This window comes from Bradyrhizobium sp. USDA 3650, from assembly GCF_054057395.1.
In genome coordinates this window covers 2,267,282-2,291,468 of sequence record NZ_JBSRZG010000001.1, presented here as the reverse complement: position 1 = coordinate 2,291,468, position 24,187 = coordinate 2,267,282, and the positions used below count along the sequence as shown (strand labels likewise).

Genomic DNA, 24,187 nt, shown 5'->3' with positions numbered 1-24,187 from the left:
GTGCCAAATGACAAAGTCAGGGCAAACCATGGCGAACCAAGGGCAGAGCGCCGATCGCGGACTCGAGGGGCTGACTGCCGCTGCCAAAACTGCTGCCGATGCCGAAGGCGCCAAAAAGGGCCTGCCTCCGGTGCATTTGTGGAATCCGCCGTTTTGCGGCGATCTCGACATGCGAATCGCGTCCGATGGTACTTGGTTCTATTTGGGGACGCCAATCGGCCGTCATGCTTTGGTTCGCCTGTTCTCGACCATCCTCAAGCGCGAAGGCGACAAGCATTTCCTTGTCACGCCGGTGGAGAAGGTCGGCATTCGCGTGGATGACGCGCCGTTCATGGCGGTCGAGATGCAGAAGGACGGCGAGGACAACCACCGCGTGCTCCGCTTCCGCACCAATGTCGACGACTGGGTCACCTGCGATGCGGCGCACCGGCTGCGCTTCGAGCAGGCCAAGGACGGCGGGCTGACGCCCTATCTTCATGTCCGCGCCGAGCTCTGGGCCAAGGTCACCCGCGCGCTCTATTACGATCTGGTTGACATGGGTGAGGAGCGGATGGTCGATGGCCAGCCGATGTTCGGTGTCGAATCGGCCGGCGAGTTCTTCGCCATGGCCGATGCGGAGCAGGTGAGGGCCGCGCTTTGAACAAGCCTATCTCCAGGAACGATCCCGCCGTGATCGGTGCGGCCGATTTCTTCGCCCGCTCCGCCGCGCGGCTCGGCTTCGACGTTCCGCCCGGCCTCTACGATCCCAACATCATTCCGGCCTCGGGCGATCCCGGCACCGACAAGATGCTCGAGATCATCGCGCGCGAGCAGCCGGTGCGGCCGGCGGCGGTGTTGATCGCGGTGGTCGATCATCCCGAGCCGACCATCCTGCTGACGCAGCGCTCGGCGCATCTGAACGACCATGCCGGCCAGATCGCCTTTCCCGGCGGCAAGATCGATGCGACCGACCGCTCGCCGCTCGACGCGGCGCTGCGCGAGGCCGAGGAGGAGGTCGGGCTGTCCAGAGACTTCGTCGAGCCGATCGGCTATCTCGATCTCTATGGCACCGGCTTCGGCTTCCGCATCTTGCCGACGGTTGCCAGGGTGCGCCCGGGTTTTGAGCTGACGATCAACCATTCCGAGGTTGATGACGCGTTCGAAGTGCCGCTATCCTTCCTGATGAACCCGGCCAACCACCAGGTGCACAGCAAGGAATTCCGCGGCATGGAGCGGTCCTACTACGCGATGCCGTTTGCCGAACGCTACATCTGGGGCGCGACGGCCGGCATGCTGCGCGTGCTCTACGAGCGGATCTATTCATCATGATCCGGCCGATCCTGACCGAGATCGGAATCTTCCTCGTTCCCTTTGCCGTCTATGCGCTGTTCCTGGCCGCCACGCGCTCCGGCCTGTTCGTGCAATCGTCCTGGCCGATCACCATCGTCGCGCGTCTCATGCTGGCGGCCCTCGTGCTGGTGATCGCGGGGCTGATCGGGTTTGCGCATTTCTCCGGCGCCGCGCCGGATTCGACCTATGTCCCCGCCCATGTCGAGAACGGCAAGCTCGTGCCGGGCGTGGAAAGATAGGGCGGCCGATGAGCGCGGTGCCCATGCTCGCCGATGCGCCCTGGCTGATTTCGGGCGGGACCGCGCGCGTCCTGCAATTGCTCAACGCGGATGGCGAGGAGGCGCGGGTTGTCGGCGGCGCCGTGCGCAACGCGCTGCTCGGCCTCGTGCCCGGTGACATCGACATCGCGACCACGGCGCTCCCGCATGAGGTGATGCGGCGCGCCAAGAGCGCCGGCATCAAGGCCGTGCCGACCGGCATCGACCACGGCACCGTCACCCTCGTCATCGACAGCCAGCCCTACGAAGTCACGACGCTGCGCGAGGATACCGAGACGTTCGGCCGCAAAGCCAAGGTCGCGTTCGGCCGCGACTGGGTGAAGGACGCCGAGCGCCGCGACTTCACGATGAACGGGCTCTCGGTCGATGCTGACGGCGTCGTTCACGATTACGTCGGCGGCATCGCCGATGCGGCGGCGCGGCGCGTGCGCTTCATCGGTGATCCCGGCCAGCGTATCGCCGAGGATTTCCTGCGCATCCTGCGCTTCTTCCGCATCCACGCCGCCTTCGGCGCCGGCGATCCCGACCGCGACGGCTATCTCGCCTGCATCCGGGGACGCGCCGGCCTTGCGAGCCTGTCGGCCGAGCGGCTGCGCATGGAGATGCTGAAGCTGCTGGTCGCTCCCGGCGCCTTTGCCGCCGCGCTCGCCATGGCGGATGGCGGATTGCTGCAAGCGCTGACCGGCGGCGTGGTCTATACCGGGCCGCTCTCGGCGATGATCGCGATCGAGCGCGAGCTTGGCCTCACCGCAAGCAGCACGCGCCGGCTCGCCGCGCTGACGGTCGCCGTGACCGAAGACGCCAAGCGCGTCGCCACGCGGTTGAGGCTCTCCAATGCGGAAACCAAGGCGCTGGATTCGATGGGGCACCGCTGGTGGCGCCTGGCCACCAAGGGCGAAGCCGATGCGCGGCGATTGCTCTACCGTCTCGGTGCGGAGCGCTATCACGATCGCGTGTTGCTGGGCTGGGCGAGAGCCGGCGATGACGTCGGCGTGTCGCGATGGCGTGCGCTCGCCGAGCTGCCGCAGCGCTGGAACGCGCCGAAATTTCCGCTTCGCGCCGCCGACTTCATCGCGCGCGGCATGGCGGAAGGACCCGCCCTCGGACATGTCTTGACGCTCGCCGAGGACGCTTGGCTTGCGGCGGATTTTCCCCTAGAGGAAGCCGCACTCGCTTCCATCGCCGATCAAGCTGCGGCACGTATCAGCCGCGACGAGAGAACGTGACCATCGTCTCAGGCTTCGCCGACATCTCGATCTTTCAGCTCCTGCTGGTCGCGTTGATGGCGTTGTTTGCTTCGATCATCGGTGGTCTCGCCGGCTACGGCACCGGCGCCTTGATGCCGCTGGTGCTGGTCCCTCTCGTCGGCGCCGAGCCCGTGGTGCCGATCATCGCGATCTCCGCGATCTTCACCAATTCCAGCCGCGCGATCGCCTATCTCCGCTATGCCGATCGCCGCCGCGCGCTGATCGTGCTGGCCTGTGCGGCGCTGACGACGGCGCTCGGCGCCTACGGCTATACGCGCCTCACCAATGCCGGCGCGGCGCTGGTGATCGGCTCCATGCTGATTCTGAGCGTGCCGCTGCGCCGTGTGCTCCGCCGCCGCCAGGTCAGGATCGGCGACACCGGGCTTGCGGCCGGCTCGGTCGGCTATGGCGTGCTGGTCGGCGGCACCTCCGGCTCCGGCGTGATCCTGCTGTCGCTGCTGATGGCCGCGGGCCTCGAGGGCGCCGCCGTGATCGCGACCGATGCCATGATCTCGCTCGGCACCGGACTCATCAAGATCTCGGTGTTCGGACTGGCCGGCGCCGTGACCGCGCAGGTGCTCGCCTTTGCATTGCTGATCGGAGCAATCGCGATCCCCGGCGCGTTCCTGGCCAAAGCCTTCGTCGAGCGGATGCCAGTGCACATCCACACCGCGATCCTCGACGTCGCCGTGATCACCGGTGGACTGGTGATGATCTCGGCTGCGGCGAGGCAGCTGATCGGGTAGATGGCCCCGGCCCCAATCACCGCGAGCTTGACTTCGTCTGACATTTGATCATTTTTCAATCACAAGCTGTGGGGCGGGTAATGATCGGATCACGACTGACACGCCTTCTCATGCTCGTCGTCGCGATGGCCGTTGGGACCGATGCCCAAAACCAAACCGCTGACGTTCAGGGGGAATTGCGGTGCTGCGGGTGACAACGCTGGTTGCTGAAGGACGCCTGCCGGCAGGCGGGTTTGAAGGGAATCGACTTCGCCGATGTGAGTAAGAAATAAGAAATTCAACGCTTATCGAATGGAATTGCAGTGATGGCGCGGTGCGGCCTTTCGTTGCAAGACCATCCGCCCCTGATGTCGCGAGCGCGTGCCTTTCCTGGAGAGTTGGGAATGTCGACCGATCAACTTGTTCTTCTCAAGTCGCGCAACCAGCGTCTCGCAGAAATGCTTATCTTTCCGCTCGTAGCCCTCCTGGCTGGGCCGATCTTGCGTGCGCTGCTCGGCAACAGCTATGTCATATTCTACGGGCTCGCCGCGATTGTGCTCATTGGCATGGTCATGACGCGCGTGAGCAGCGAATGGGGCGCCCGGCATGGGGGCGAATGGGTCACCAAGGCCGAACGCCTCGAGCGGCTCATGGCCGAAACCACGCACACACCTTGGCTGAATGCACTGGCGACAACAGCCATGCTGGCGATGACACTGCTTGGCCTGCTGCTCGTCATCGATCCGCTTGACCGTCTCGGCGAAAGCTACGGCGGACCGATCGCCACGGCTGTTGCGGTCGCGGCGGTGTCGATACTGGCCGGAGCCAGGGCCTTGTTCGCCGGACTCTCGAAGAAGCAGCCGGTTATCGTCGACGAGGCGCCGCCGCAGGGGCATTTCTGGTCCGAACTTCGCTCCGCACTACCGCTGGTCTACGCAGCCTATGCGCTAGCGTCGGCTGCTGCCCTTCTTGTCGCGATGCAACTGAAGGAGTCGATGCAAACCACGGCCTTTATCGTCGTCTTCATCGCCGTGTCGCAGTTGATCCTGCCCCTTCGCCGGCGGGCAGGACGGCGAATTTACCCGCGGTCGTTCGATGCCAATTTGGGCCGGCAAGTCGTGGCCGGCGTTCTAGTGTGGGGCATTCCCATGGGCATGATGTTCAGCGCCGGCATGGTTCTCGACGCGATGGGGCGTCCCGCCCAAATGGCACTGATGATCGCTGCGGTGCTGGGTATCAGCCTGATCGGCGGGGCAGCGTTCGGTGTTCTGATCTACGTCATGCTGCGCGTTGCGGAAGCCCGAAGGGCGCAGTAGCGTTTCCATCCCTAGCAAACCTTCGGGCACGCTTGCAGGTGCTCGCCTTTGCTTCTGATCGGCGCGATCACTCTTCCCCTGGCGCGTTCCTGGCCAAGGCCTTCGTCGAGCGGATGCCGGTACACATCCACACCGCGATCCTCGACGTCGCGGTCATCACCGGCGGGCGGTGATGATCTCGGCGGCGGCGAGGCAGCTCATCTAATCAAATCGGATGTGGCACCGCCCCCGCTGCGGGGTTTGGATCACACCTCAGGCCTGGTGTGAGGGACTGCAGTCCAGTTCCTTGATCCTGCCGGCGGCGTCAAACGCCAAAAGTGCACTCATGACGCCAGCATTGGTGATGTACGAGATAATCGTCCCGTCGTTCTTCCAGGGATTGAGATCATCCAACGAGCCTGCCGGATACTTTCGGAGGTGATCGACCCAATAGGCACGAAGTGCCTCGCGGCCGGTGATGGTTTGGCCCCCGGCGCAGCCGCAGTGGACCACGGCGTCCTCGGCATGGAGTTCCAAAATCGCGTCGATATCGCCCGCGCGATAGGCATCAAGCCAGTCGACCGCAACGGCCATGGGATCAAAGGACATATTTTTCACTCACATGCGTCCAAATCTGGTTCAGGCCGGGGAACCACCAAGCCTCCTATGATTTTAATATTCCACCCGGCCACGGCCATATGCCGAAGGACATAGAGGACCGGGCCGAGGGCAAGATCGATGTTGGACGCGTCCGCGAGGCAGGGGATACTCAAGCCCATCCGGCTTTTGCTCGTCGATCCACAGCCGATCGTTTTGCAGGGATTGAGGTCGGTCCTCGGGACGCAGCCGGATTTCGACGTTGTCGCAGCGTCCAGCGATCGGACAAGCTGCCTCCAAGCAATTCGGAAGCTGACACCCGACGTCGCGCTTCTCGCCGACAAGGTGCCGGATCTCACGGTCTCCGAGATCCTCGCGATCGTGAAGGCTGAGAAGCTCTCCACGCGCCTGGTGTTCTTCACCGAGTCCGACACCGACCACGATCTGGCTTCCGCCATCGCAGCCGGCGCCTGCAGCGCAATTTCGAAATATGCCTCTCCCGCGACGATGCTGCGATCGCTGCGGCTGATGACGAAGAGCGGTGTGGCACTGGCGAAGTCCGATCTCTCGGCAGCCGGCAAGGAAGCGGAGGGCGACGGCAAAGTCGAAAAGATGCTGGAGCTGTTGACGCAACGGGAACGTCAAATCGCACGACTCGTGGCGGAAGGACTGTCGAACAAGGAGATCGCGCGCCAGCTCAAGGTTTCCGACGGGACGGTCAAAGTCCACCTGTACAATATTTTCCAGAAGCTTGAGATCACCAACAGGACTGTGCTCGCGACCATTGCGTTGCTGCAACGCCCCTCCGGCCTGGCCGCGCTCTCCCTGGCATTTCTGGCGTTCGCCATTGCGGACGAACTCAAGGCGTCGGAAGCGAACGGCATCTTTCCGGATGACAACGGCGTCGGCCACGCGGACGAGCACGCCGCGTACGAGCCCTGGAAAAAAGGAATTCTCCGGCACCTCGTCGTTTGGGAATCCGGCGAGACGCCGACGCAAGTCCAGAGAGATCTGTTCGCCAAGGCGGTCCAAATCACGAACCCGGCGGCGGCAATGGAAGCGCTGCGCGCGGCCGAGCACTCCGGAGGCTCGAAACCGTGGACACACCACGCTCCTGCTGGATCGGGCGCGCCCGATCTTCCGCGCTTACTGCGAGAAGCCATCGACATACAGACCGGTGACGACCCGGCCCCGGAACATCAATTCCCACGGCTTCTTTCCAATGCCACGTCGATGCATGGAGGGTATGGCAACTTTGCTATCCTCACCGGTGCGTTGATCTACGCACTGCAGGACCCTCATCTCGCCGTCCACGCGCATGACCTCCGTGACGCCTCGATCGACAGCATCCTGGCCGTCACCCAAGAGAGTGCGACCACAAAGCTGGCTGCGATCACTCATGCTGCCGCCAATCCTGACGACCATTCAGCCCCAAGTTTCCTTTCGCACGATGTCCACCTGTCTTCCGCCGTAGTGACCGCTGGACACGACAACGCCGCTCAAGAAGGCGCTCTGGGTCCAAATGGGCCGGGCGATGCGGGTGACAACCTCCATAAACCTGTTGGCGCGGACCCTGGTCACGATGCCAGCATCGGCGTAGACGGCAACGTTGAAAAAATTGTTTATCGCTCCCCGATTGACTCCGAGTCGACCGCTTCCGATACCGTGTTCGATTTCGCATCGGGGCCGGGCAGGATCAATCTTGCGGCTTTCGGAGCGCTTGCCTGGCTGCATATGACGGCGGCAACCAAGTCTATACCGCCACATACACTCGCCTGGGTCTACGACTCCGCAAGCAACGAAACGATCGTCTATGTGAATGCGACCGATCGTGTCCTTGATGTCGGCGATCGCGGCCTGCTGGAAATTCATCTGGAGGGGATTGTATCCATTGCGGAGGCGGATGCCGCCTCCGCGCCGGATAGCGCGGCTGTCGTGGCTACCCTTGAGCAGCTCGAAGCAGTGCTGATATCGGCGACCGAAACCGATGATGCTGTTTTGAGCAAGGACCATGTCCAAACCAGTATCGAGGGGAGCGAGAGCACGCTCGGGACGTCTGGAGCCTGGGCCCTTCTGGCCAACAACGGCTCGGGTTTCCATTTCGGGCAGACCCGGACCGGCTTAGGAACGTCGACAAGGCTCGGAAGCTCCACCGACGCGTCGGCGGATGCAACGGAAGAGAGTGATGGCGCGTCTGCCGTCTCGGCTCACGGATCATCCAACGAACTTGCTCATAGCGCGACGGCTCCGGCAGCCGCAAATGTCACATCGAACAATGGTCCGGCCAATACGGGCAACGGCGTTTCGTCGACTGCACCGAACGAGATCGGCCAACCCAATATCGTAACCGCCGACAACGCGGGGCACGGCAACTCGCAGCACGCTTCGGACCCGTCGACTGAAGCAGACTCCAAGCCGGGCAACGGCGTCGGCAATGGCGCCGAGCATCACGATAAGGATCCGGAGGCTCCGGGAGGGCAAGCGAAGAAAGCAGAACCAGACGGCGCGGCACACGGCAAAGCCGGGCACTCAAACGCTGCAAAAGCGCCGGACGCAGCTGAGACCGATCCGGACGTCGCAACGGCCGCTAACGCGGGTCATGGCAACTCAAAGCACGCTTCGGAGCCGGGGTCTGCAAAGGCGGCAGCCGGCGAACCGACTGAAGCTGGCTCCAAACCGGGCCACGGCGTCGGCAATGGCGCCGAGCATCATGCTTCGGTTTCGGAAGCTCCGGAAGGGCCAGCGAAGAAGGCCGACGCAGGGGGCGGGGAACACGGCAAATCCGGGCACTCCGCCGCCCCAAATGCACCAGATGCAGGCGAGATCGATCCGGGCGCAGCGATAGCCGCCAGCGCAGGCCACGGCAACTCGCAGCACGCTTCGGAGCCGGGGTCTGCAAAGGCGGCAGCCGGCGAACCGACTGAAGCTGGCTCCAAACCGGGCAACGGCGGCGAGCATCACGCTTCGGCTTCTGACGCGGCGCTCGGACCAGCGAAGACGGCAGAACCAGGGGCTGCGGAACACGGCAAATCCGGGCACTCATCCGCTGCAAACGCACCGGACGCAGCTGAGACCGATCCGGGCGTCGCAATGGCCGCCAGCACAAGCCACGGCAACTCGCAGCACGCTTCAGAGTCAGGCTCTGCAAAGGCGGCAAGCACGGAATCGACTGAAGCTGGGGGCAAACCGGGCGATGGCACGGGCGATAGCGGCGAGCATCACGCTTCGGCTTCGCACGCTGCGGGGGCAGTGAAGACGACAGAACCAACCACCGTGGACCACGGCAACTCGGAGGACGAGTTACACTCAACCTCTGCCAACGCATCGCAAGCAGCCGATATCGGAGAGCCGAGCGTCGCAGCCGGCGGTAACGCTGGACGCGGCAACTCGCAGCACGCTGCGCAACCTGCTGCAACTGCATCAGAAGACGCACACCCCGCCAAAGCTGCGTTGGAGACCGGCGGCCTGGACCAAGGACCGGTGTTCCGCTTCGATAGCGGACCAACTCCTTCGACTCTCGTTGCGGTCGTTGAGCCGAAACAGCTCAATAATCTGCTCGATCCGCACGTTCCGCCTGGTCAAGCGGAGGACCTCGTCAAACTCGTCCCTCATGCGCTGAACGGACACGCGGACGATCACGGCAATAACGGCGCGCATCAAGCCATTGTACCTGCGCATCATGATTTGCTGATCTGAACGGTGATCGCGACGGCGTCGACGATTCGTTCGCTCCGTCATATGCCTCGGCAAGGATCATTGCTGGACCGCTTGACGGAACTAGCCATCAAGCGCGTTGGCAGACGTGGAATCGCTAGGAACGATCGAAGCAAAGCCGGATTGGGCCCTAAACTTTTTGAAAGGGCCTCTCATGCGTCTAATCGCGTTCAGCTCCTGCTTGGCAGTCGTGCTATCCATTTCGTCCGCGGTTCACGCGCAATCCGCAACAGAGGATATCAAGTCCAAGGCGCAGCGGCTTGTCGCGCCTCTTGTCGAAAGTCGCGACAGCCGGCTGCAATCGGTCGCGACGTTTGAGCATCAGGTAACCGGCGTCACGGTCGCCCCGGACGGCCGTATCTTCGTGAACTTCCCGCGCTGGACGGAGGATACGCCGGTTTCGGTGGCCGAACTCATGCCGGACGGCTCGACCAGGCCATATCCCAATGAGGAATGGAACGGCTGGCGCAACGCGCGAATGTCCGAGGTATCGCCCAAGGATCACTTCGTCTGCGTTCAAAGTGTTGTTGCGGACCGGCGCGGATCGCTTTGGGTCGTCGATCCCGCGGCTCCCAATGCCGAGAAGACCGTGAAGGGTGGACCCAAGATCGTCGAGGTCGATCTGAAGTCGAACACTGTGAAGCGGACCTTTCCGATCGGGCCCGACGTCGCGGGTCCGGCCAGCTACCTCAACGACATCCGTATCGCCCCCGACGGAAAATTCGCGTATCTGACCGATTCCGGTTCGCCCGGCGGCCTGGTTGTTCTCAACATTGAGTCCGGGCAGGCTTGGCGTGTGCTGAGCGAGGATCCTTCGACCCAGTTCGATCCGAGCGTCACCGTAATGACAGATGGCCAGCCCTTGCGGCGGCCGGACGGACGGCAGCCCTTGTTCAATGCCGATAGTCTGGCGCTCTCGAAAGACGGCAACACCCTCTATTGGCAGGCCCTGACCGGAAAGACGCTCTACCGGATTGCGACGTCCAGTATCCAGAGTGCGGACGCGGCGGCTCACGCTCGCCCGGAAACAGTGGCAACGACGGAGCCCGTCGATGGGCTCTGGACCGGCGACCATGACGAAATCTATCTGAGCTCGATCGCCGACAATGCCGTCAAGGTCCTCAACCCCAGCGATGGGACCGTGCGACAGCTGTTGACGGATTCGCGCCTGCGCTGGCCGGACACCTTCTCGCAAGGTCCTGATGGCGCAATCTATGTCACCGCGTCGCATATCCAGGATTCGCCCTGGTTCCACATGGCCTGGACTGACAAGAACTTCACGCTGTTCAAGTTCATGCCCGGCGACGCGAACACCGTCGGGTCAAGTCGCGAGCCGAACCGGCAGTAAGCGCAAGGCTCCGGAAACGCCGCAGGGCGAGGAGGACAGATGGCCCATTGGGTTGAGCCTATAGCCGGCACGCTGCTGATGGCACTGATCCTTGCCGACGTATTCCTCACGGTTCTCTACGCACGCGCCGGCACCGGAATTATCAGCGACCGCCTGGCCAGACTGGTTTGGCTCGCGCTGCGCCGGCTTTCCTCGGCCGGCAACGGCAACCATCTGCTTTCATTCTGCGGCCCGTTGATCCTGGTCGCCTTGCTGTTCACCTGGTCTATTCTGCTCGCGCTTGGGGCTGCACTGATTGTGCACCCTCAGCTCGGGACCAGCATTACCAGCAGCAACCAGGAGACCCCAACTGACTTCGTGACCGCGCTTTATGTCGCCGGAAGCAGCCTGTCGATCGTAGGCGGCAGCAACTTTGGTCCGCAGAGTGCCGGAGCGAAGCTGTTGTTTGTTCTGAATTCGGTGATCGGGACCTCAGTCATATCGCTCACGATCACCTACCTGATGCAGATCTACGGCGCACTCAGGAGCAGGAACACGCTCTGCCTCAAGATTCACGCGCTTTGCGGTGAGACCGGCGATGCCGCGGATCTGCTCGGGCATCTGTTCGCAAATAACCAGCTGAGTGCGGGTTATAACAATTTGTCCGAGTTGGCCGCAGAGGTTACAGGCACCAAAGAAGCTCACCACTTCTATCCCGTCCTGTTCTACTTCCGCTTCCCTGAACCGTTCTACTCCGTCTCGCGGTCGTCACTGATCGTCCTCGATGCAGTCTCGCTGATCAGAAGTGCATTGCCGAAGGACGCCGATTGGCTCAAGCAATCCGGCGCAGTCACCCAACTATGGTCCTCCGCGCTGCTGCTTCTTTCGACCCTCAACAATGTTTTCCTGCATGAAAAAGCATCGGATGAAGCCGACGACGGAGATCGGCAAGTCTGGCGGGTCCGGTTCGACAATGCGCGACGGCGGCTGCGGCAAGCTGGCATCAGTGTAACCGACGACCTTCCGCATTCGTGCGAATCCTACATGGAACAACGAAGAAGGTGGGACTCTCTCGTTTGCGTGCTTGGCAATTCGATGGCTTACCGGCCTTCGGACATCGATCCGGCGATACAAAGGGCGTAAACCCCTGGCGGACTCTCGCAGGTCAAGTTCGCTTTGCTTGGCGGGCTCCGATTTTGGCGCGAGACTTCCCACAACCGAACCTCTCGGTGAGCGCACCTGGCCTGGTCGCGCGTCTCAGAAGCGCGACACCTTCGGCGGATCAGCCTCGTTGGGCAGAACTGTTTCAGGGTTGCAGCCGTGAGAGCAGACGTTGCCGATCCTGATCGCGACGTCGCTGCTCCATGCGCATCCGTTCGAGTTCGCCTTCCGCTTTGGCTGTGTCCTCGTTCTGGCGCTTCATTTCAATGATCAGCGCCTCCTGCTCAGCGAGCCGCCGTTCTCCCTCGACGACGTCGCGCTCGATCTGCCTCAACTCATCGTATATCGCCGTCGTGTACATCGCGATCCTCGCGCGGCCGTGCTGCAGAAGGCACGCCGCAAAGTAGCTTTCGCCTCTTGCCGGGCGTTATCGGGGCCGCGCAGTGCGGCCACGACCGCGGCACGAGGCGCATGACTTTCAACTCAACCAGCTTCGCGAACGTTCCGGCTGATGCCATTTTTTCCCGAGCTTTGATCGGTTGAACGAGCGGCCGTGTTGTAATCATTTTGGCGGAAGCGGCTCACCCAACACGCGACTGCTTGGAACGGATCTCGTCACGGGGACAATGCGCTCGGCTCACGGCGGCGCTTCAGCCAAGTTGCAAACAAGCGGTCGGCACAATATCGTCGATCATCCGCGCCCATGTCTTCCGCGCCGATGCCTGACGTCCAATCTCCCAGGAGCCAACACGATGAATGTGGTCTCAGTGCCCGGCGGGATCCATCGCCCTCCAGGGAAGGTCGATATCCCGTCCGCCTGGCGGGGCGCTGAGATGAAAGCCAATCCCGATCGATGGTTGATATCGCTTGCTGCCGGCGAGATCGCGGAACTTGAGGGCGCGGCTGAAACTTATCTTGGCAGAAACAAGAAAATCGCCGAGATCACGAAGGAAAGCTTTCCGCTTCCCCGCTTCGGCGCGCATCTGGAAGAGCTTAAGACAACGCTCCTGGCTGGTCTTGGCTTTGAAGTCATCCGCGGCCTGCCGGTGGCAAACTATAGCCAGGAGTTCGCCGCTACGATCTTTTGCGGAGTAGGCGCGCACCTCGGATCGGCGCGATCTCAGAATGCAGCGGGGCACATTCTCGGTCACGTCCGTGACACCGGCGCCAATGCGAAGGATCCGAACACCCGCATTTATCAAACTTCGGAACGGCAAACATTCCATACGGATTCGTCCGACGTGGTTGGATTGTTATGCATTCGCGAGGCGATGGAGGGAGGGGATTCCCTCCTTGTCAGTACGACGACAATCTACAACGAGATGTTTGACAGACGTCCCGACCTTGCCGCTCTCTTGTTTGATCCGATCGCGACAGACCGGCGAGGCGAGGTGCCGGAGAACGAAAAGCCATATCTTGAAATCCCCGTGCTGAATTGGCATGCGGGGTTCCTGACCGGGTTCTATCAGCGCCAGTATATCGATAGTGCGCAGCGCTTTCCCGATGCGCCGAGACTGACGCCGGCTCACGTCGAGGCGCTCGATCTCTTCGACACGCTCGCAAATGATCCCACTCTGCATTTCGGCATGCGGCTTCAGCCGGGTGACATGCAGTTCGTTTACAATCATGCCTTGCTGCATGACCGGACCGGATTCCGCGATTGGCCCGATGCAGGCCAGAAGCGTCATCTGTTGCGCCTTTGGCTCAGCATGGAAGGCGACCGGCCGCTGCCCGATTGTTTCAAACAGCGCTATGGCTCGATTGAGATTGGCAACCGTGGCGGCATCATCACCAAAGGTACCAGTTTGAACGTTCCGTTGGATTGACGTTCCGGGTGGTTTGAACCGGAAGCCTGGACCCAACCTGGCCTCGCAAGCTCAAGCCGCAAGATCAGGCCGGCCCCCCTTCCAGAGCGCCAGGCTGAAACTATCGACGTGGTTCGATGTGACCGGGGCGAGTACCCAAAAATGCCGCATCTCGGCGTAGAGCGGACATACGCATGACCCGAGCTACTTGAATGCTGCCGTCTCGGCCGGGGCGGGTGTACTTGGCCGCACGAATACAATGGTGGAGTTCACTGGAATTTCCGCGTTCTCGCGGGTGCCCTGGCCGATGAGAATGAGGCCTGCTCCACCATTGGCTACCGTCAGGATGACCGGTTCACCCGCCCATGTCCTGATCGGCTCCATCCCGATGATGAGAAACTCACCGATTGGCTGGTCCAAGTACTGAAGTCTCAGCTGCGGAGCAATTTCTGCGGGCGCAAGCCCGAAGCCCAGCCGTTGCGCGCGCGCATGGATTTCGGTCAACGACGCTGTCTCGCCCTCGAAGCCGAGCTCAGCGGCCGAGATAGGGACGAGCTCCACGTCCGTTTTCTTGCCACTCAGAGTAAAAGCCGGCCGCGCAAGGACTTCAGCAGCGGCGCTTCCGACGTCGCAGCCCATTGCACTCATCGCCTTGCGAAGGGCGCGCATGTCCCTGAACGTCCCTATCGCAATCGTCTTCCACAGCCGAACATCGGCGGCCGAACTGACGGGAGTCTGCGATCGCGGCACCGGAGGAGCGGTCTTGAGGTCCAGGTGATTGCGCAGAACGTCCTGCGCGGTGCATTGAGCTTTGGCCTCGCTTGCGAAAGCGAGGATAAGCGCGCCACAGAGCAGCAGGGCAATGACGCCGCTGTCCCGGTCTGTCGAACGATTCGGCCTCGCGATGTTTCGGTGCGAGGCGATGTAGTCGATCTCGCCACGCGTCGTGCCGATGTCCATGAGTTCCCTGTCGCTGAGGCAGCACAGGGTTGCTTGTGCACTCCGGCGTCTGCGGCGCTCCCGCCATGTGCTCAAGAATTGCCGGACCAGGCTGACAACGCGCTGCGTTGATCCGAAGGGCCGTCGCATCCCCGCGGCGCCATAGATCGCGCTCATCGCAATCTCCTTTGGCTTGCTTCTCACCGAGGGCTAAGGTGCCAATGCTTGGTCCGGCACGCTTGACGAGGGGCTTACATTTTTCTTACCGGCGGCTTATTCTTTGCGTCCAGCCGGTGCGGGGGCGTTTCCGTGCGGCTGACGTCGGCCGATCCCGCGACGCTGGGCAAGGCACACTTGATATTCGGCTTACATTTTTCCGTTCGAAGGCCTATCCTCCGCCGGACAATCGCTGCGGCGCTCTCGGCAGTAGAGGGCAAGCCTGGGGAATGGTGCCATGCGCTATTTCTTCGAGGACTGTATGCTGGATACCGACCGGCGCGAGTTGCGGCGCGGGGCTGATGCCGTGCCTACGACGCCACAGGTACTTGATCTGCTCGGCTATTTGATCCGCAGCAGGGATCGCGTCGTCAGCAAGGATGATCTCATAAACGCGATTTGGAATGGTCGGATCGTGTCCGATGCGGCCCTGACGACCCGATTGAACGCGGTCCGACGCGCGATCGGTGACTCAGGCGTGCAACAACGTCTTATCAAGACATTTCCACGAAAGGGCTTTCGTTTCGTGGGCGCTGTCCACGATGACGAGCGATGTCCCGAAACTGCGGTGACATCAGGCGCCCTCGCAGAACCGTCGAATCTTGCGCGCGCAGCCGCGGAGGCAGCGGTTTTGGTCCCGGAGTTCTCCGAAAAAGTAGCTTTCAAATGGCGGCCCAAGAACTGGGTGCGTCACATCAGAGGCCCTCTGAAGTTCGTCGGCGGGACGCTGGCGTCGGTGGCTGCCATCGGTGCAATTGCCGGCGGCCTTGTCGGTTATTGGAATGTCTGGAAGACGCTCCGTACCGACGCGGTTCAGGAAGCTCGAGAGCTTCACGGACAGCCGAAAGTCAGGCCCGAGATCGCGCATCGTCTCTCTCTCATCGTGTTGCCCTTCGCCAACCTCACCAACGATCCAGAGCAGGATCACCTTGCCGATGCCATCACGACAGATTTGACGACCGATCTTGCGCGAGCGCCCGCCACTTTCGTCATCGGACGCGAGGCCGCCCGCACCTACAAGAATAAGTCGATCGATCTGAAGCAGCTTGGAACGGATATCGGCACCCGCTGGGCGGTGCGCGGCGCGGTGAAGCGCAGCGGAGATCAGGTGCGGATCAGCGTATCGCTGACTGATCTTCAGACTGCGCACGACGTATGGTCCGACCGGTTCGACGGCGATCGGACAGATCTAGCCATCTTGCAGAAGAATATCACGGTGCGGCTCCTCTGTGTTGCGCACCTGCAGCTCCGCCAATACGAAGAAGCCATCGAACCGTGTAGCCGATCGCTAAATATCGGCGCGGGCCTTCAGGCTTACACAAGCTAATCTCGGCCTACGGCCGACGGGACAAATGGGAATTGCCGTGACAGTGCTGGCTGCACCACTTACGTGAGACACGATGATCCTGAAAGTATCCGCCGAGGAATCCCGTCAGCAAGGTAACGGATGCTGACAAGAGGACGAATCCGGACAACGTCCTCGTCGGCCGTTCTGCCATGCAGCGATGTCCGCTATCGCGCCATTGTTGGCGAAGAAGCGGACATCATGCGCGCCGGAGCTGTGCGCTCCGATCAAACTAGATGCGGCTTCAGCCGCGCTTACTCCTCGTCTTCGTCGTCTTCATCCTCGTCTTCGTCGTCGAGCTCTTCCAGGTGCTCGAGCACCGCAAGCGGGAGCGTCTCGCGAAACAGATCGCCTTCCGCGCCCATCCAGAGACAGATCACGTCGTCGCCTTTCACGTCCGCGACGGTGAGCGGCTGCCCGCCGGATTTCAGCATGACGATATCGCCGGCTTTTAGTTCCATGGATGGTCCTTTCGGGTTGATTGACGGTGAAGCTAGCAAACCGGCATGATGACATGCCAATCACGGGCTACTCGGTCGGTTTATGTGTTGCGGTAGCGCGCATCCGCCGGCCGGACTGCTGAAACGTCGATCAGAGAGCTTTAGGCCGGAGCGATCCCATCACGAGAGGCAATGGCGCCTGTTCGATGGATGGCGCAAGGGCTCTTCCGTCCCGTGCGTCGCGACCATGACACCATGCGCCTGTTTTGCCCGACGGAGCAAACGATTTTGTCAGATCCGCAGTTTACGCTTGCCGCAAGTCCTTGATTTTGCTGCGGCCGTCTACTGTGCATGGGGTTGTTTTCGATGTTTTTGTTTGCGCACCCTGATTGCAGTCAGCCCGGCACCAGTTCTGTCAGCGAGCGGATGATGCGGTCGGGCTTGACGATCGAGCCTTCGGGCAGGCCGTCGCCATGCACGTCGATCCAGATCGAGTAGATGCCGAGACGCTGCGGAGTCACCACTTCCCATTCCAGATTGTCGCCGATCATCCAGGTATCCTCGGCGGTGACGCCGAGCGCGTCCATCGCGTGCAGATAGGCGCGCTCCTCGGGCTTGCCGAAGCCGTGCTCGCCCTCGATCTGGATGTGATGGAAGCGATGCGCCAGCTCGAAGCGCTCCACCTTGGCGCGCTGAGTGTCGGCGGCGCCGTTGGTCACCAGCGCGAGCTTGATGCCGAGCGCCTTGAGCCTGTCGATGGCGTCATGTGCGCCCGGGAAGACGAACATCTCCTCCTCGCGATAGGCGGTGAAACGGTCGGCGAGACGAATGGCGAGGTCGTCGGGCAGGGCACGATGACCGGCGGCCGCGAGCGCGGCGAAGCCGCCCTTGACGGTGAGATGGCGGGCCTCGGCGAGCTTCATCCGCCAGGAGGCGTCCGCATTGGCCCAGAAGTTTTTCGCGAACGATAGGACGGTGCTTGCGACCAGTTGCGGCGGCAGCGGCGCGAGCTCCTCCGCGAACTCCGCTGTGATCGTGTTCCAGGCGATCTCGGGCCGCGCATAGGCCGACAGGATGGTGTCGTCCATGTCGATCAGCATGGCGCGCGGCAGCGGCCTCATTGCGGGCTTCATCGTCGTCATGGCCACTTCACCTCCGGCGGCAGCGACGACAGGATCGAATCCACATTGCCGCCGGTCTTGAGACCGAAGATGGTGCCGCGGTCGTAGAGCAGGTTGAACTCGACATAGCGGCCGCGCCGGATCAATTGCTCTTCGCGATCCTCCGCGGTCCAGCTGGTCTCGAAATTGCGCCGCACGATGTTGGGATAGATCTTCAGGAAAGCGCGGCCGACATCGCGGGTGAAGGCGAGGTCGGCGTCCCAGTCGCCGCTATCGTGCCAGTCGTAGAAGATGCCGCCGATGCCGCGCGCCTCTTTGCGGTGCGGCAGGTGGAAATACTCGTCGCACCACTTCTTGTACTTGTCGTAATCGGCGACGCCGTTCGGCTGCGTGCAGGCCTGTTTCATTGCGGCGTGGAAGGCGATGCTGTCGGCATCGTCCTGCGTGCGCCGGCGGTCGAGCACCGGTGTGAGATCGGCGCCGCCGCCGAACCAGGCTTTCGTGGTGACGACGAAGCGCGTGTTCATGTGCACCGCGGGCACGTGCGGATTGCGCAGATGCGCGATCAGCGAGATGCCGGAGGCCCAGAACTTCGGGTCGTCCGCCGCACCTGGAATCTGCGCGCGAAACTCGGGCGCGAATTCGCCGTGCACGGTGGAGCAGTGCACGCCGACCTTCTCGAACAGACGGCCGGACATCATCGACATCACGCCGCCGCCCCCGGCCGCGCCGGTATGATCGGTACGCTGCCACGGCGTGCGTTTGAAGCGGCCCGGCTCGCCCGGATAAAGGCTTTGCGGGGCATCGTCCTCCAGCCGCTCGAAGCTCGCGCAGATGTCGTCGCGCAGGGCTTCGAACCAGGCGCGTGCGCGCGTCTTGCGGTCTTCGATCGTAGAAACGTCCATATGCAAATCCCAACGAACCGGCTCGTAGGGTGGGCAAAGGCGCGCTTGCGCCGTGCCCACCATCGATCACCGTTTATCTTGAATGGTGGGCACGCTGCGCTTTGCCCACCCTACGAATTCTAGCCTTGCGGGCCGTAATAGGTACAGCTCTCGTTGCAACTGTCGCGGTGGATGCTGACGCGGGTGAGCTTGCCGATAGGGGCGAGCCGCTCCCAGACGAAGCGCGAGAGGTTTTCCAGCGTCGGCGTGCCCAGCGCCTCGATCTTGTTGAGGTACTTGTGGTCCAGAATCATGCGCACGTCCTCGATGGCGCGCTGGACCAGGCCGAGATCGACCACCATGCCGGTTTTGGGATCGGGCGTGCCGCGCAGCGTCACCTCGGCGCGGAAGGAGTGGCCGTGGATCTCTTCGCTATCAGCGCCGAACGTCGTTCCCGACAATGAGTGCGCCGCCTCGAAGCGAAACGATTTCGTCAATTCCCACATCTGTTCGAAAACCAATCCTATCTGATACCGAGCGACTTATGCGTCTGCACGCTGAGCCGCCATTGCGGATGATTGAGGCAATAGTCGATTGCGCCCGCGGTGTTTTGGGCGACCTCGGGCCCGTCCATCGGCTGCAGCGAGAAGCGCTCGAAGGCGAGATCCGCGAAGGCCTCGGGCATGGCGAGCGGCTGCGGATAGACCAGCTTCAGCTCGTGGCCGCGCCGGATCACCAGATCGCTGCCGCCCTTCGGGCTGACGCAGATCCAGTCGAGCCTCTCGGGCGGGGCGATGGTGCCGTTGGTCTCGACCCCGATCTCGAAGCCGCGGGCATGGAGCGCGTCGACCAGCGCGGCATCGACCTGGAGCAGCGGCTCGCCGCCGGTGAGCACCACGTAACGGTTGTCGGCCGACGCCGTCCATTGCGCCGCGATGGTGCCGGCGAGTTCCGCGGCCGAGGCATAGCGCCCGCCGAGCGTGCCGTCGGTGCCGACGAAATCGGTGTCGCAGAATTTGCAGGTGGCCTCGCTGCGGTCGGCCTCGCGCCCGCTCCAGAGATTGCAGCCGGCAAAACGGCAAAACACGGACGCGCGCCCGGCATGGGCGCCTTCGCCTTGCAGGGTCAGGAAGATTTCCTTGACCGCGTAACTCAACCGTCTCTCCTCAACATCTCAAACTTGCGGGTTCCGGAGCTGCCGCAGCGCTTCGCCTGCGGCCATCGCCGCGGTCATGGCGACATTGAGCGACCGCAGCCCCGGAGCGATCGGGATCACCAGCCGCGCGTCCGCCGCCTCGACCACCGCCTCGGTGACGCCGGCGCTCTCGCGCCCGAATAGCAGGATGTCCGCCGTCTGGTAACGGAAATCGCGGTAGTCGGTCGCCCCTTTGGTGGTGAACAGCAGCAGGCGGGCGCCCTGCGCCGCGCGCCATTGCTCGAATTTCGACCAGGAGTCGTGCCTGACGATGCTGACCTGATCGAGGTAGTCCATTCCCGCCCGGCGGAAATGCCGGTCGGAGACGGGGAAGCCCGCCGGCTCGATGATATGGGCGGCCACGCCCAGACAGGCGCAGAGCCTGAGAATCGTGCCGGTGTTCTGGGGGATGTCAGGTTGGAAAAGCGCTATCTGCATGGGCTCTGCATGGGCTGTATCGGTTCGGTGCGGGCCGGAAATGTCTCAATAAAACATCGCTGGCCGCGGAATTCGTGCATTGCACGCTCCCGCGCCGATAGCGGGCTTGCGCTCGCCCGGCAAGGGTGCCAATAGAACGATTCTGGACTGCTGTTTTCGCCTTGTTTTGGTGGGGGCACGCGAAGTTCTGCCGCCGCGGGGGGCCGCGGGCGCCGGCAGGCTGTTCTGGGGACCTTGGGGGCTCCTGGAGCGGTTCCGCCGGCTGCATAAGAAGAAAGGGTTGGAATCGTGACGACAGCGTCTTCGGCGGACCATCCGACACGCCGTGATTTCTTATTCGTTGCAACGGGGGCAGCTGCAGCAGTAGGGGGCGCAGCCGCGCTCTGGCCCTTCATTTCCCAAATGAATCCTGATGCGTCGACCATCGCCGCCGGTGCGCCGATCGAGGTCGATCTCAGCCCGGTCGCCGAGGGGCAGGACATCAAGGTGTTCTGGCGCGGCAAACCGATCTATATCAGCCACCGCACCAAGAAGCAGATCGACGAGGCGCGCGCCGTCAACGTGGCGAGCCTGCCCGATCCGCAGTCCGACGAGGCCCGGGTCAAGTCCGGCCACGAGCAGTGGCTGGTCGTGATCGGCATCTGCACCCATCTCGGCTGCATCCCGATCGCACATGAAGGCAATTACGACGGGTTCTTCTGCCCCTGCCATGGTTCGCAGTACGATTCGTCCGGCCGCATCCGCCAGGGGCCCGCGCCCGCGAACCTGCCGGTGCCGCCGTACCAGTTCGTTTCCGACACCAAAATCCAGATCGGCTGAGCCTCGGGCCCTCGTCCGAAGCTTCGCGCCGTCTCGTCGTACTATTTCCTCAGGATCGCATCATGAGCGGACCATCCGACTACCAGCCGAGCAATCCGGCCCTGCAATGGATCGAGCGACGTCTGCCGATCCTCGGCCTCATGCACTCCTCTTTCGTGGTCTATCCCACCCCGCGCAACCTGAACTATTGGTGGACCTTCGGCGCCATCCTCTCCTTCATGCTGGGGATCCAGATCCTGACCGGCGTGATCCTGGCGATGCACTACACGCCGCACGCCGACCTCGCCTTCAAGTCGGTCGAGCTGCTGGTCCGTGACGTCAATTACGGTTGGCTGCTGCGCAACATGCACGCCGTCGGCGCCTCGATGTTCTTCGTCGCCGTCTACGTCCACATGCTGCGCGGCCTCTATTACGGCTCCTACAAGGAGCCGCGCGAAGTGCTCTGGATCCTCGGCGTCATCATCTACCTGCTGATGATGGCGACGGGCTTCATGGGCTACGTGCTCCCCTGGGGCCAGATGAGCTTCTGGGGCGCCACCGTCATCACCAATCTGTTCTCCGCCATCCCCTATGTCGGCGAGAGCATCGTGACGCTCTTGTGGGGCGGCTATTCGGTCGGCAACCCGACGCTGAACCGCTTCTTCTCGCTGCACTATCTGCTGCCGTTCTTGATCGCGGGCGTCGTCGTGCTCCACGTCTGGGCGCTGCATGTCTCCGGCCAGAACAACCCTGATGGCGTCGAGCCCAAGACGGAGAAGGACACGGTTCCGTTCACGCCGCATGCGACCATCAAGGACATGTTTGGCGTGTCCTGCTTCATGCTGCTCTACGCCTGGTTCATCTTCTACATGCCGAACTACCTCGGTGACGCCGACAATTACATTCCCGCGAACCCGGGCGTGACGCCGCCGCACATCGTGCCAGAATGGTATTATCTGCCGTTCTACGCAATCCTGCGCTCGATCCCGAACAAGCTCGCGGGCGTGATCGGGATGTTCTCGGCGATCATCATCCTGTGCTTCCTGCCCTGGCTTGATGCTGCCAAGACCAAATCGTCGAAGTACCGTCCGCTGGCCAAGCAGTTCTTCTGGATCTTCGTCGCGGTCTGCATCCTGCTCGGCTATCTCGGCGCGCAGCCGCCGGAAGGCATCTACGTGATCGCCGGCCGGGTCCTGACGTTCTGCTACTTCGCCTACTTCCTGATCGTGCTGCCGCTGCTCTCGCGCATCGAGAAGCCGCGGCCGGTGCCGAACTCGATCTCGGATGCCGTCCTGGCCAAAACCGGAAGCAGGTCGACGCCGATGGTGTCGAGCGCGATCGTGCTTGCGCTGGCGGGCGCTTTGTTTGCGGGCTCCGCCGACAACGCGCGTGCCTCCGAAGGCAGCGACAAGCCGCCGGGCAACAAATGGTCGTTCGCCGGTCCGTTCGGCAAGTACGACCGCGGCGCGTTGCAGCGCGGCCTGAAGGTCTACAAGGAAGTCTGCGCCAACTGCCACGGCCTGTCCTACGTCGCCTTCCGCAACCTCGCGGAAGCTGGTGGTCCCGGCTATTCGGTCGCGCAGGCTGCGGCCTTCGCCTCCGACTACAAGGTCAAGGACGGCCCGAACGACGCGGGTGACATGTTCGAACGCCCGGGCCGACCGGCGGATTATTTCCCCTCGCCATTCCCGAACGAGCAGGCCGCGCGTGCGGCGAACGGCGGCGCGGCGCCGCCTGATCTGTCGCTGATCACCAAGGCGCGCTCCTACGGCCGCGGCTTCCCCTGGTTCATCGTCGACTTCTTCACTCAGTATCAGGAGCAGGGCCCGGACTACGTCTCGGCGGTGCTCCAGGGCTTTGAGGACAAGGCGCCCGAAGGCGTGACCATCCCGGAGGGCTCCTACTACAACAAGTATTTCCCGGGCCACGCCATCAAGATGCCGAAGCCGCTCAGCGATGGCCAGGTCACCTATGACGACGGCTCGCCGACCACGATCGCGCAATATTCCAAGGACGTCACCACGTTCCTGATGTGGACCGCCGAACCCCACATGGAAGCGCGCAAGCGCCTCGGTTTCCAGGTCTTCATCTTCCTGATCATCTTCGCCGGCCTGATGTACTTCACCAAGAAGAAGGTCTGGGCCGACTCGCACTGAGCGGCCCGAGGCGAGAATGAAGAGGCCCCCGCGAGGGGGCTTTTTTGTTGGGCACGAGAGTGTGTTGTCAGGCGCGATTGCCTATCGCGCGCTCAAACGCCAAAATGCCGCGAACTCAAAAACTCGTCGGAGGACACCATGGGAACCGCCATCACCTTCAAGCGCCCGGACGGCAAGGACGCATCGGGGTATCTCGCCAATGCCGCGCGCGGCAACGCGCCGGGCGTGGTCGTCATCCAGGAATGGTGGGGCCTGTCGGACCAGATCAAGGGTCTCTGCGACCGCTTCGCGCTGGCCGGTTTCGATGCGCTCGCGCCTGATCTCTACAAAGGCAAGGTGGTGCCGTATCACGACACCGACGCGGCGCGGCAAAGAGATGAACTCGCTCGACTTCATGGACGCCACCACGCAGACCGTGCGCGGCGCCACGCAATATCTGTCGCGCAACGGCGCCAAGGTCGGGCTAACCGGCTTCTGCCTCGGCGGCGCCGTCACCATCATCGGCGCGGTGCACGTGCCGGAGCTCGCGGCCGGCGTGGTGTTCTACGGCATTCCGCCGGAGCAGGCGGCGAAGCCCGCCGACGTCAAGATCCCGCTCCAGGCCCATTTCGCCAACAAGGACGATTGGTGCACGCCGGAGCTGGTCAACGGCTTCGAAAAGGCCATGAAGGCCGCCGGCAAGTCGCTGGAGCTGTTCCGCTATGACGCCGAGCACGCCTTCGTCAACGAGCAGCGCCAGGCGGTCCACGACCGCGAAGCCGCCGAGCTCGCCTGGGGCAGGGCGACGGAATTTTTCCGAAAGCATCTGGGGTAGGCCGGGCGGCGGCGCGCCGCGATATGCGCTAGCGCCGCATCGCGTTTGAAAATCGATCACTGCAATCATAGAGTGCAGTCGCAGGGGTTTCCACCATGCCACTGCAGGAGAGCACGATGATTGTGGAAGGCCGCTTGACCAAGGTTGTGGTGTCCCGCGAAGCGCTGGAGGCGGCTCGGGACCCCCAGAAGGCCCATTATCTCACTGGCGCTGTGGTCGACTATGTCAGCCGAATTCAGCATTTCGGCGTCTACACGAGAGGTGAACTCCCGGCCGTGGCCATACAGGCCTATCATGCCGACTTCTATCTCGCTCAGGTCTGCAACGGCGGTCACAGCCAGTTCATCGGCAACACAGGGGCTC

22 protein-coding genes and 3 pseudogenes are annotated in these 24,187 nt (G+C 62.6%); 16 read left to right on the top strand and 9 right to left on the bottom strand.

The annotated features are described in order from the left end of the window. The first annotated feature begins 28 nt into the window (after positions 1-28). The 7 genes and pseudogenes from ACVIN2_RS10875 to ACVIN2_RS10845 form a co-directional block, all read left to right on the top strand. Positions 29-640 (top strand): DUF1285 domain-containing protein, encoded by a 612-nt coding sequence (locus tag ACVIN2_RS10875; protein ID WP_063993497.1) that lies wholly within the window; start codon positions 29-31, stop codon positions 638-640. Beyond that, positions 637-1,308, top strand: coding sequence for a CoA pyrophosphatase (locus ACVIN2_RS10870; protein WP_027568565.1), 672 nt, complete (start codon positions 637-639; stop codon positions 1,306-1,308). The genes ACVIN2_RS10875 and ACVIN2_RS10870 overlap by 4 nt, the downstream gene beginning before the upstream one ends. Then, positions 1,305-1,568: a DUF6111 family protein gene (locus ACVIN2_RS10865; RefSeq protein WP_018454951.1), complete on the top strand. Its 264-nt coding sequence runs from the start codon at positions 1,305-1,307 to the stop codon at positions 1,566-1,568. Before ACVIN2_RS10870 ends, ACVIN2_RS10865 begins: the two co-directional genes overlap by 4 nt. An 8-nt stretch (positions 1,569-1,576) precedes the next feature. Continuing rightward, complete coding sequence (locus tag ACVIN2_RS10860) at positions 1,577-2,833, top strand: CCA tRNA nucleotidyltransferase (protein ID WP_456765612.1); 1,257 nt, start codon at positions 1,577-1,579, stop codon at positions 2,831-2,833. Then, on the top strand, positions 2,830-3,600 hold the full coding sequence (locus tag ACVIN2_RS10855) for a sulfite exporter TauE/SafE family protein (protein ID WP_456765611.1): 771 nt from the start codon (positions 2,830-2,832) through the stop codon (positions 3,598-3,600). Before ACVIN2_RS10860 ends, ACVIN2_RS10855 begins: the two co-directional genes overlap by 4 nt. A 383-nt stretch (positions 3,601-3,983) precedes the next feature. Beyond that, on the top strand, positions 3,984-4,895 hold the full coding sequence (locus ACVIN2_RS10850) for a hypothetical protein (protein WP_456765610.1): 912 nt from the start codon (positions 3,984-3,986) through the stop codon (positions 4,893-4,895). 35 nt (positions 4,896-4,930) lie between these two features. Beyond that, positions 4,931-5,100, top strand: a pseudogene (locus ACVIN2_RS10845) (sulfite exporter TauE/SafE family protein); the annotation flags it as partial. Positions 5,101-5,147: 47 nt separating this feature from the next. On the opposite strand, the gene ACVIN2_RS10840 reads toward ACVIN2_RS10845, so the two are convergent. Beyond that, on the bottom strand, positions 5,148-5,483 hold the full coding sequence (locus tag ACVIN2_RS10840) for a nuclear transport factor 2 family protein (RefSeq protein ID WP_456769692.1): 336 nt from the start codon (positions 5,481-5,483) through the stop codon (positions 5,148-5,150). 129 nt (positions 5,484-5,612) lie between these two features. Between ACVIN2_RS10840 and ACVIN2_RS10835 the strand changes: the two genes are divergently transcribed. The 3 genes from ACVIN2_RS10835 (at position 5,613) to ACVIN2_RS10825 (ending at position 11,655) form a co-directional block, all read left to right on the top strand. Continuing rightward, positions 5,613-9,167 (top strand): LuxR C-terminal-related transcriptional regulator, encoded by a 3,555-nt coding sequence (locus ACVIN2_RS10835; protein WP_456765609.1) that lies wholly within the window; start codon positions 5,613-5,615, stop codon positions 9,165-9,167. 208 nt (positions 9,168-9,375) lie between these two features. Beyond that, positions 9,376-10,533: an L-dopachrome tautomerase-related protein gene (locus ACVIN2_RS10830; RefSeq protein ID WP_456765608.1), complete on the top strand. Its 1,158-nt coding sequence runs from the start codon at positions 9,376-9,378 to the stop codon at positions 10,531-10,533. Positions 10,534-10,572: 39 nt separating this feature from the next. After that, complete coding sequence (locus ACVIN2_RS10825; protein WP_456765607.1) at positions 10,573-11,655, top strand: two pore domain potassium channel family protein; 1,083 nt, start codon at positions 10,573-10,575, stop codon at positions 11,653-11,655. Between the two features lie 163 nt (positions 11,656-11,818). On the opposite strand, the gene ACVIN2_RS10820 is transcribed toward ACVIN2_RS10825, so the two are convergent. Then, on the bottom strand, positions 11,819-12,034 hold the full coding sequence (locus ACVIN2_RS10820) for a hypothetical protein (protein WP_007595064.1): 216 nt from the start codon (positions 12,032-12,034) through the stop codon (positions 11,819-11,821). 391 nt (positions 12,035-12,425) lie between these two features. On the opposite strand from ACVIN2_RS10820, the gene ACVIN2_RS10815 reads away from it, so the two are divergent. After that, positions 12,426-13,499, top strand: a complete 1,074-nt coding sequence (locus tag ACVIN2_RS10815; protein ID WP_456765606.1) for a TauD/TfdA family dioxygenase — start codon at positions 12,426-12,428, stop codon at positions 13,497-13,499. 183 nt (positions 13,500-13,682) lie between these two features. Here ACVIN2_RS10815 and ACVIN2_RS10810 read toward each other — a convergent pair whose 3' ends face one another. After that, positions 13,683-14,594 (bottom strand): DUF1127 domain-containing protein, encoded by a 912-nt coding sequence (locus ACVIN2_RS10810; RefSeq protein ID WP_456765605.1) that lies wholly within the window; start codon positions 14,592-14,594, stop codon positions 13,683-13,685. Positions 14,595-14,871: 277 nt separating this feature from the next. Between ACVIN2_RS10810 and ACVIN2_RS10805 the strand changes: the two genes are divergently transcribed. Continuing rightward, complete coding sequence (locus ACVIN2_RS10805; protein ID WP_456765604.1) at positions 14,872-15,960, top strand: winged helix-turn-helix domain-containing protein; 1,089 nt, start codon at positions 14,872-14,874, stop codon at positions 15,958-15,960. 272 nt (positions 15,961-16,232) lie between these two features. Here the strand turns inward: ACVIN2_RS10805 and ACVIN2_RS10800 are convergent, their stop codons facing one another. From ACVIN2_RS10800 to ACVIN2_RS10775, 6 genes are all read right to left on the bottom strand, one after another. After that, a complete protein-coding gene (locus ACVIN2_RS10800) occupies positions 16,233-16,439 on the bottom strand; it encodes a YodC family protein (RefSeq protein ID WP_018454945.1) in 207 nt (68 codons plus the stop codon). A gap of 374 nt (positions 16,440-16,813) precedes the next feature. Beyond that, positions 16,814-17,560 (bottom strand): HAD family hydrolase, encoded by a 747-nt coding sequence (locus ACVIN2_RS10795; RefSeq protein ID WP_456765603.1) that lies wholly within the window; start codon positions 17,558-17,560, stop codon positions 16,814-16,816. Then, entirely contained in the window at positions 17,557-18,444 is an 888-nt protein-coding gene (gene hemF / locus ACVIN2_RS10790; protein WP_456765602.1) for an oxygen-dependent coproporphyrinogen oxidase, read from the bottom strand. Before hemF ends, ACVIN2_RS10795 begins: the two co-directional genes overlap by 4 nt. A gap of 119 nt (positions 18,445-18,563) precedes the next feature. After that, entirely contained in the window at positions 18,564-18,929 is a 366-nt protein-coding gene (locus ACVIN2_RS10785; protein ID WP_219684514.1) for a 6-pyruvoyl trahydropterin synthase family protein, read from the bottom strand. A 17-nt stretch (positions 18,930-18,946) separates the two neighbouring features. After that, entirely contained in the window at positions 18,947-19,579 is a 633-nt protein-coding gene (gene queE, locus ACVIN2_RS10780) for a 7-carboxy-7-deazaguanine synthase (RefSeq protein WP_456765601.1), read from the bottom strand. Positions 19,580-19,597: 18 nt separating this feature from the next. Then, complete coding sequence (locus ACVIN2_RS10775) at positions 19,598-20,056, bottom strand: tRNA (cytidine(34)-2'-O)-methyltransferase (protein ID WP_007595044.1); 459 nt, start codon at positions 20,054-20,056, stop codon at positions 19,598-19,600. Between the two features lie 288 nt (positions 20,057-20,344). On the opposite strand from ACVIN2_RS10775, the gene petA reads away from it, so the two are divergent. The 4 genes and pseudogenes from petA to ACVIN2_RS10755 all read left to right on the top strand — a co-directional run. Further along, positions 20,345-20,875, top strand: coding sequence for a ubiquinol-cytochrome c reductase iron-sulfur subunit (gene petA / locus ACVIN2_RS10770; RefSeq protein ID WP_026232845.1), 531 nt, complete (start codon positions 20,345-20,347; stop codon positions 20,873-20,875). A 62-nt stretch (positions 20,876-20,937) separates the two neighbouring features. Continuing rightward, the gene (gene fbcH, locus ACVIN2_RS10765; RefSeq protein ID WP_456765600.1) at positions 20,938-23,010 is read left to right on the top strand and encodes a cytochrome b/c1; all 2,073 of its coding nucleotides are present in this window, start codon (positions 20,938-20,940) and stop codon (positions 23,008-23,010) included. A gap of 225 nt (positions 23,011-23,235) precedes the next feature. Then, positions 23,236-23,824 (top strand): annotated as a pseudogene (locus tag ACVIN2_RS10760) (dienelactone hydrolase family protein). A 95-nt stretch (positions 23,825-23,919) separates the two neighbouring features. Beyond that, positions 23,920-24,168 (top strand): annotated as a pseudogene (locus ACVIN2_RS10755) (DMP19 family protein); the annotation flags it as partial. Positions 24,169-24,187: the final 19 nt, after the last annotated feature.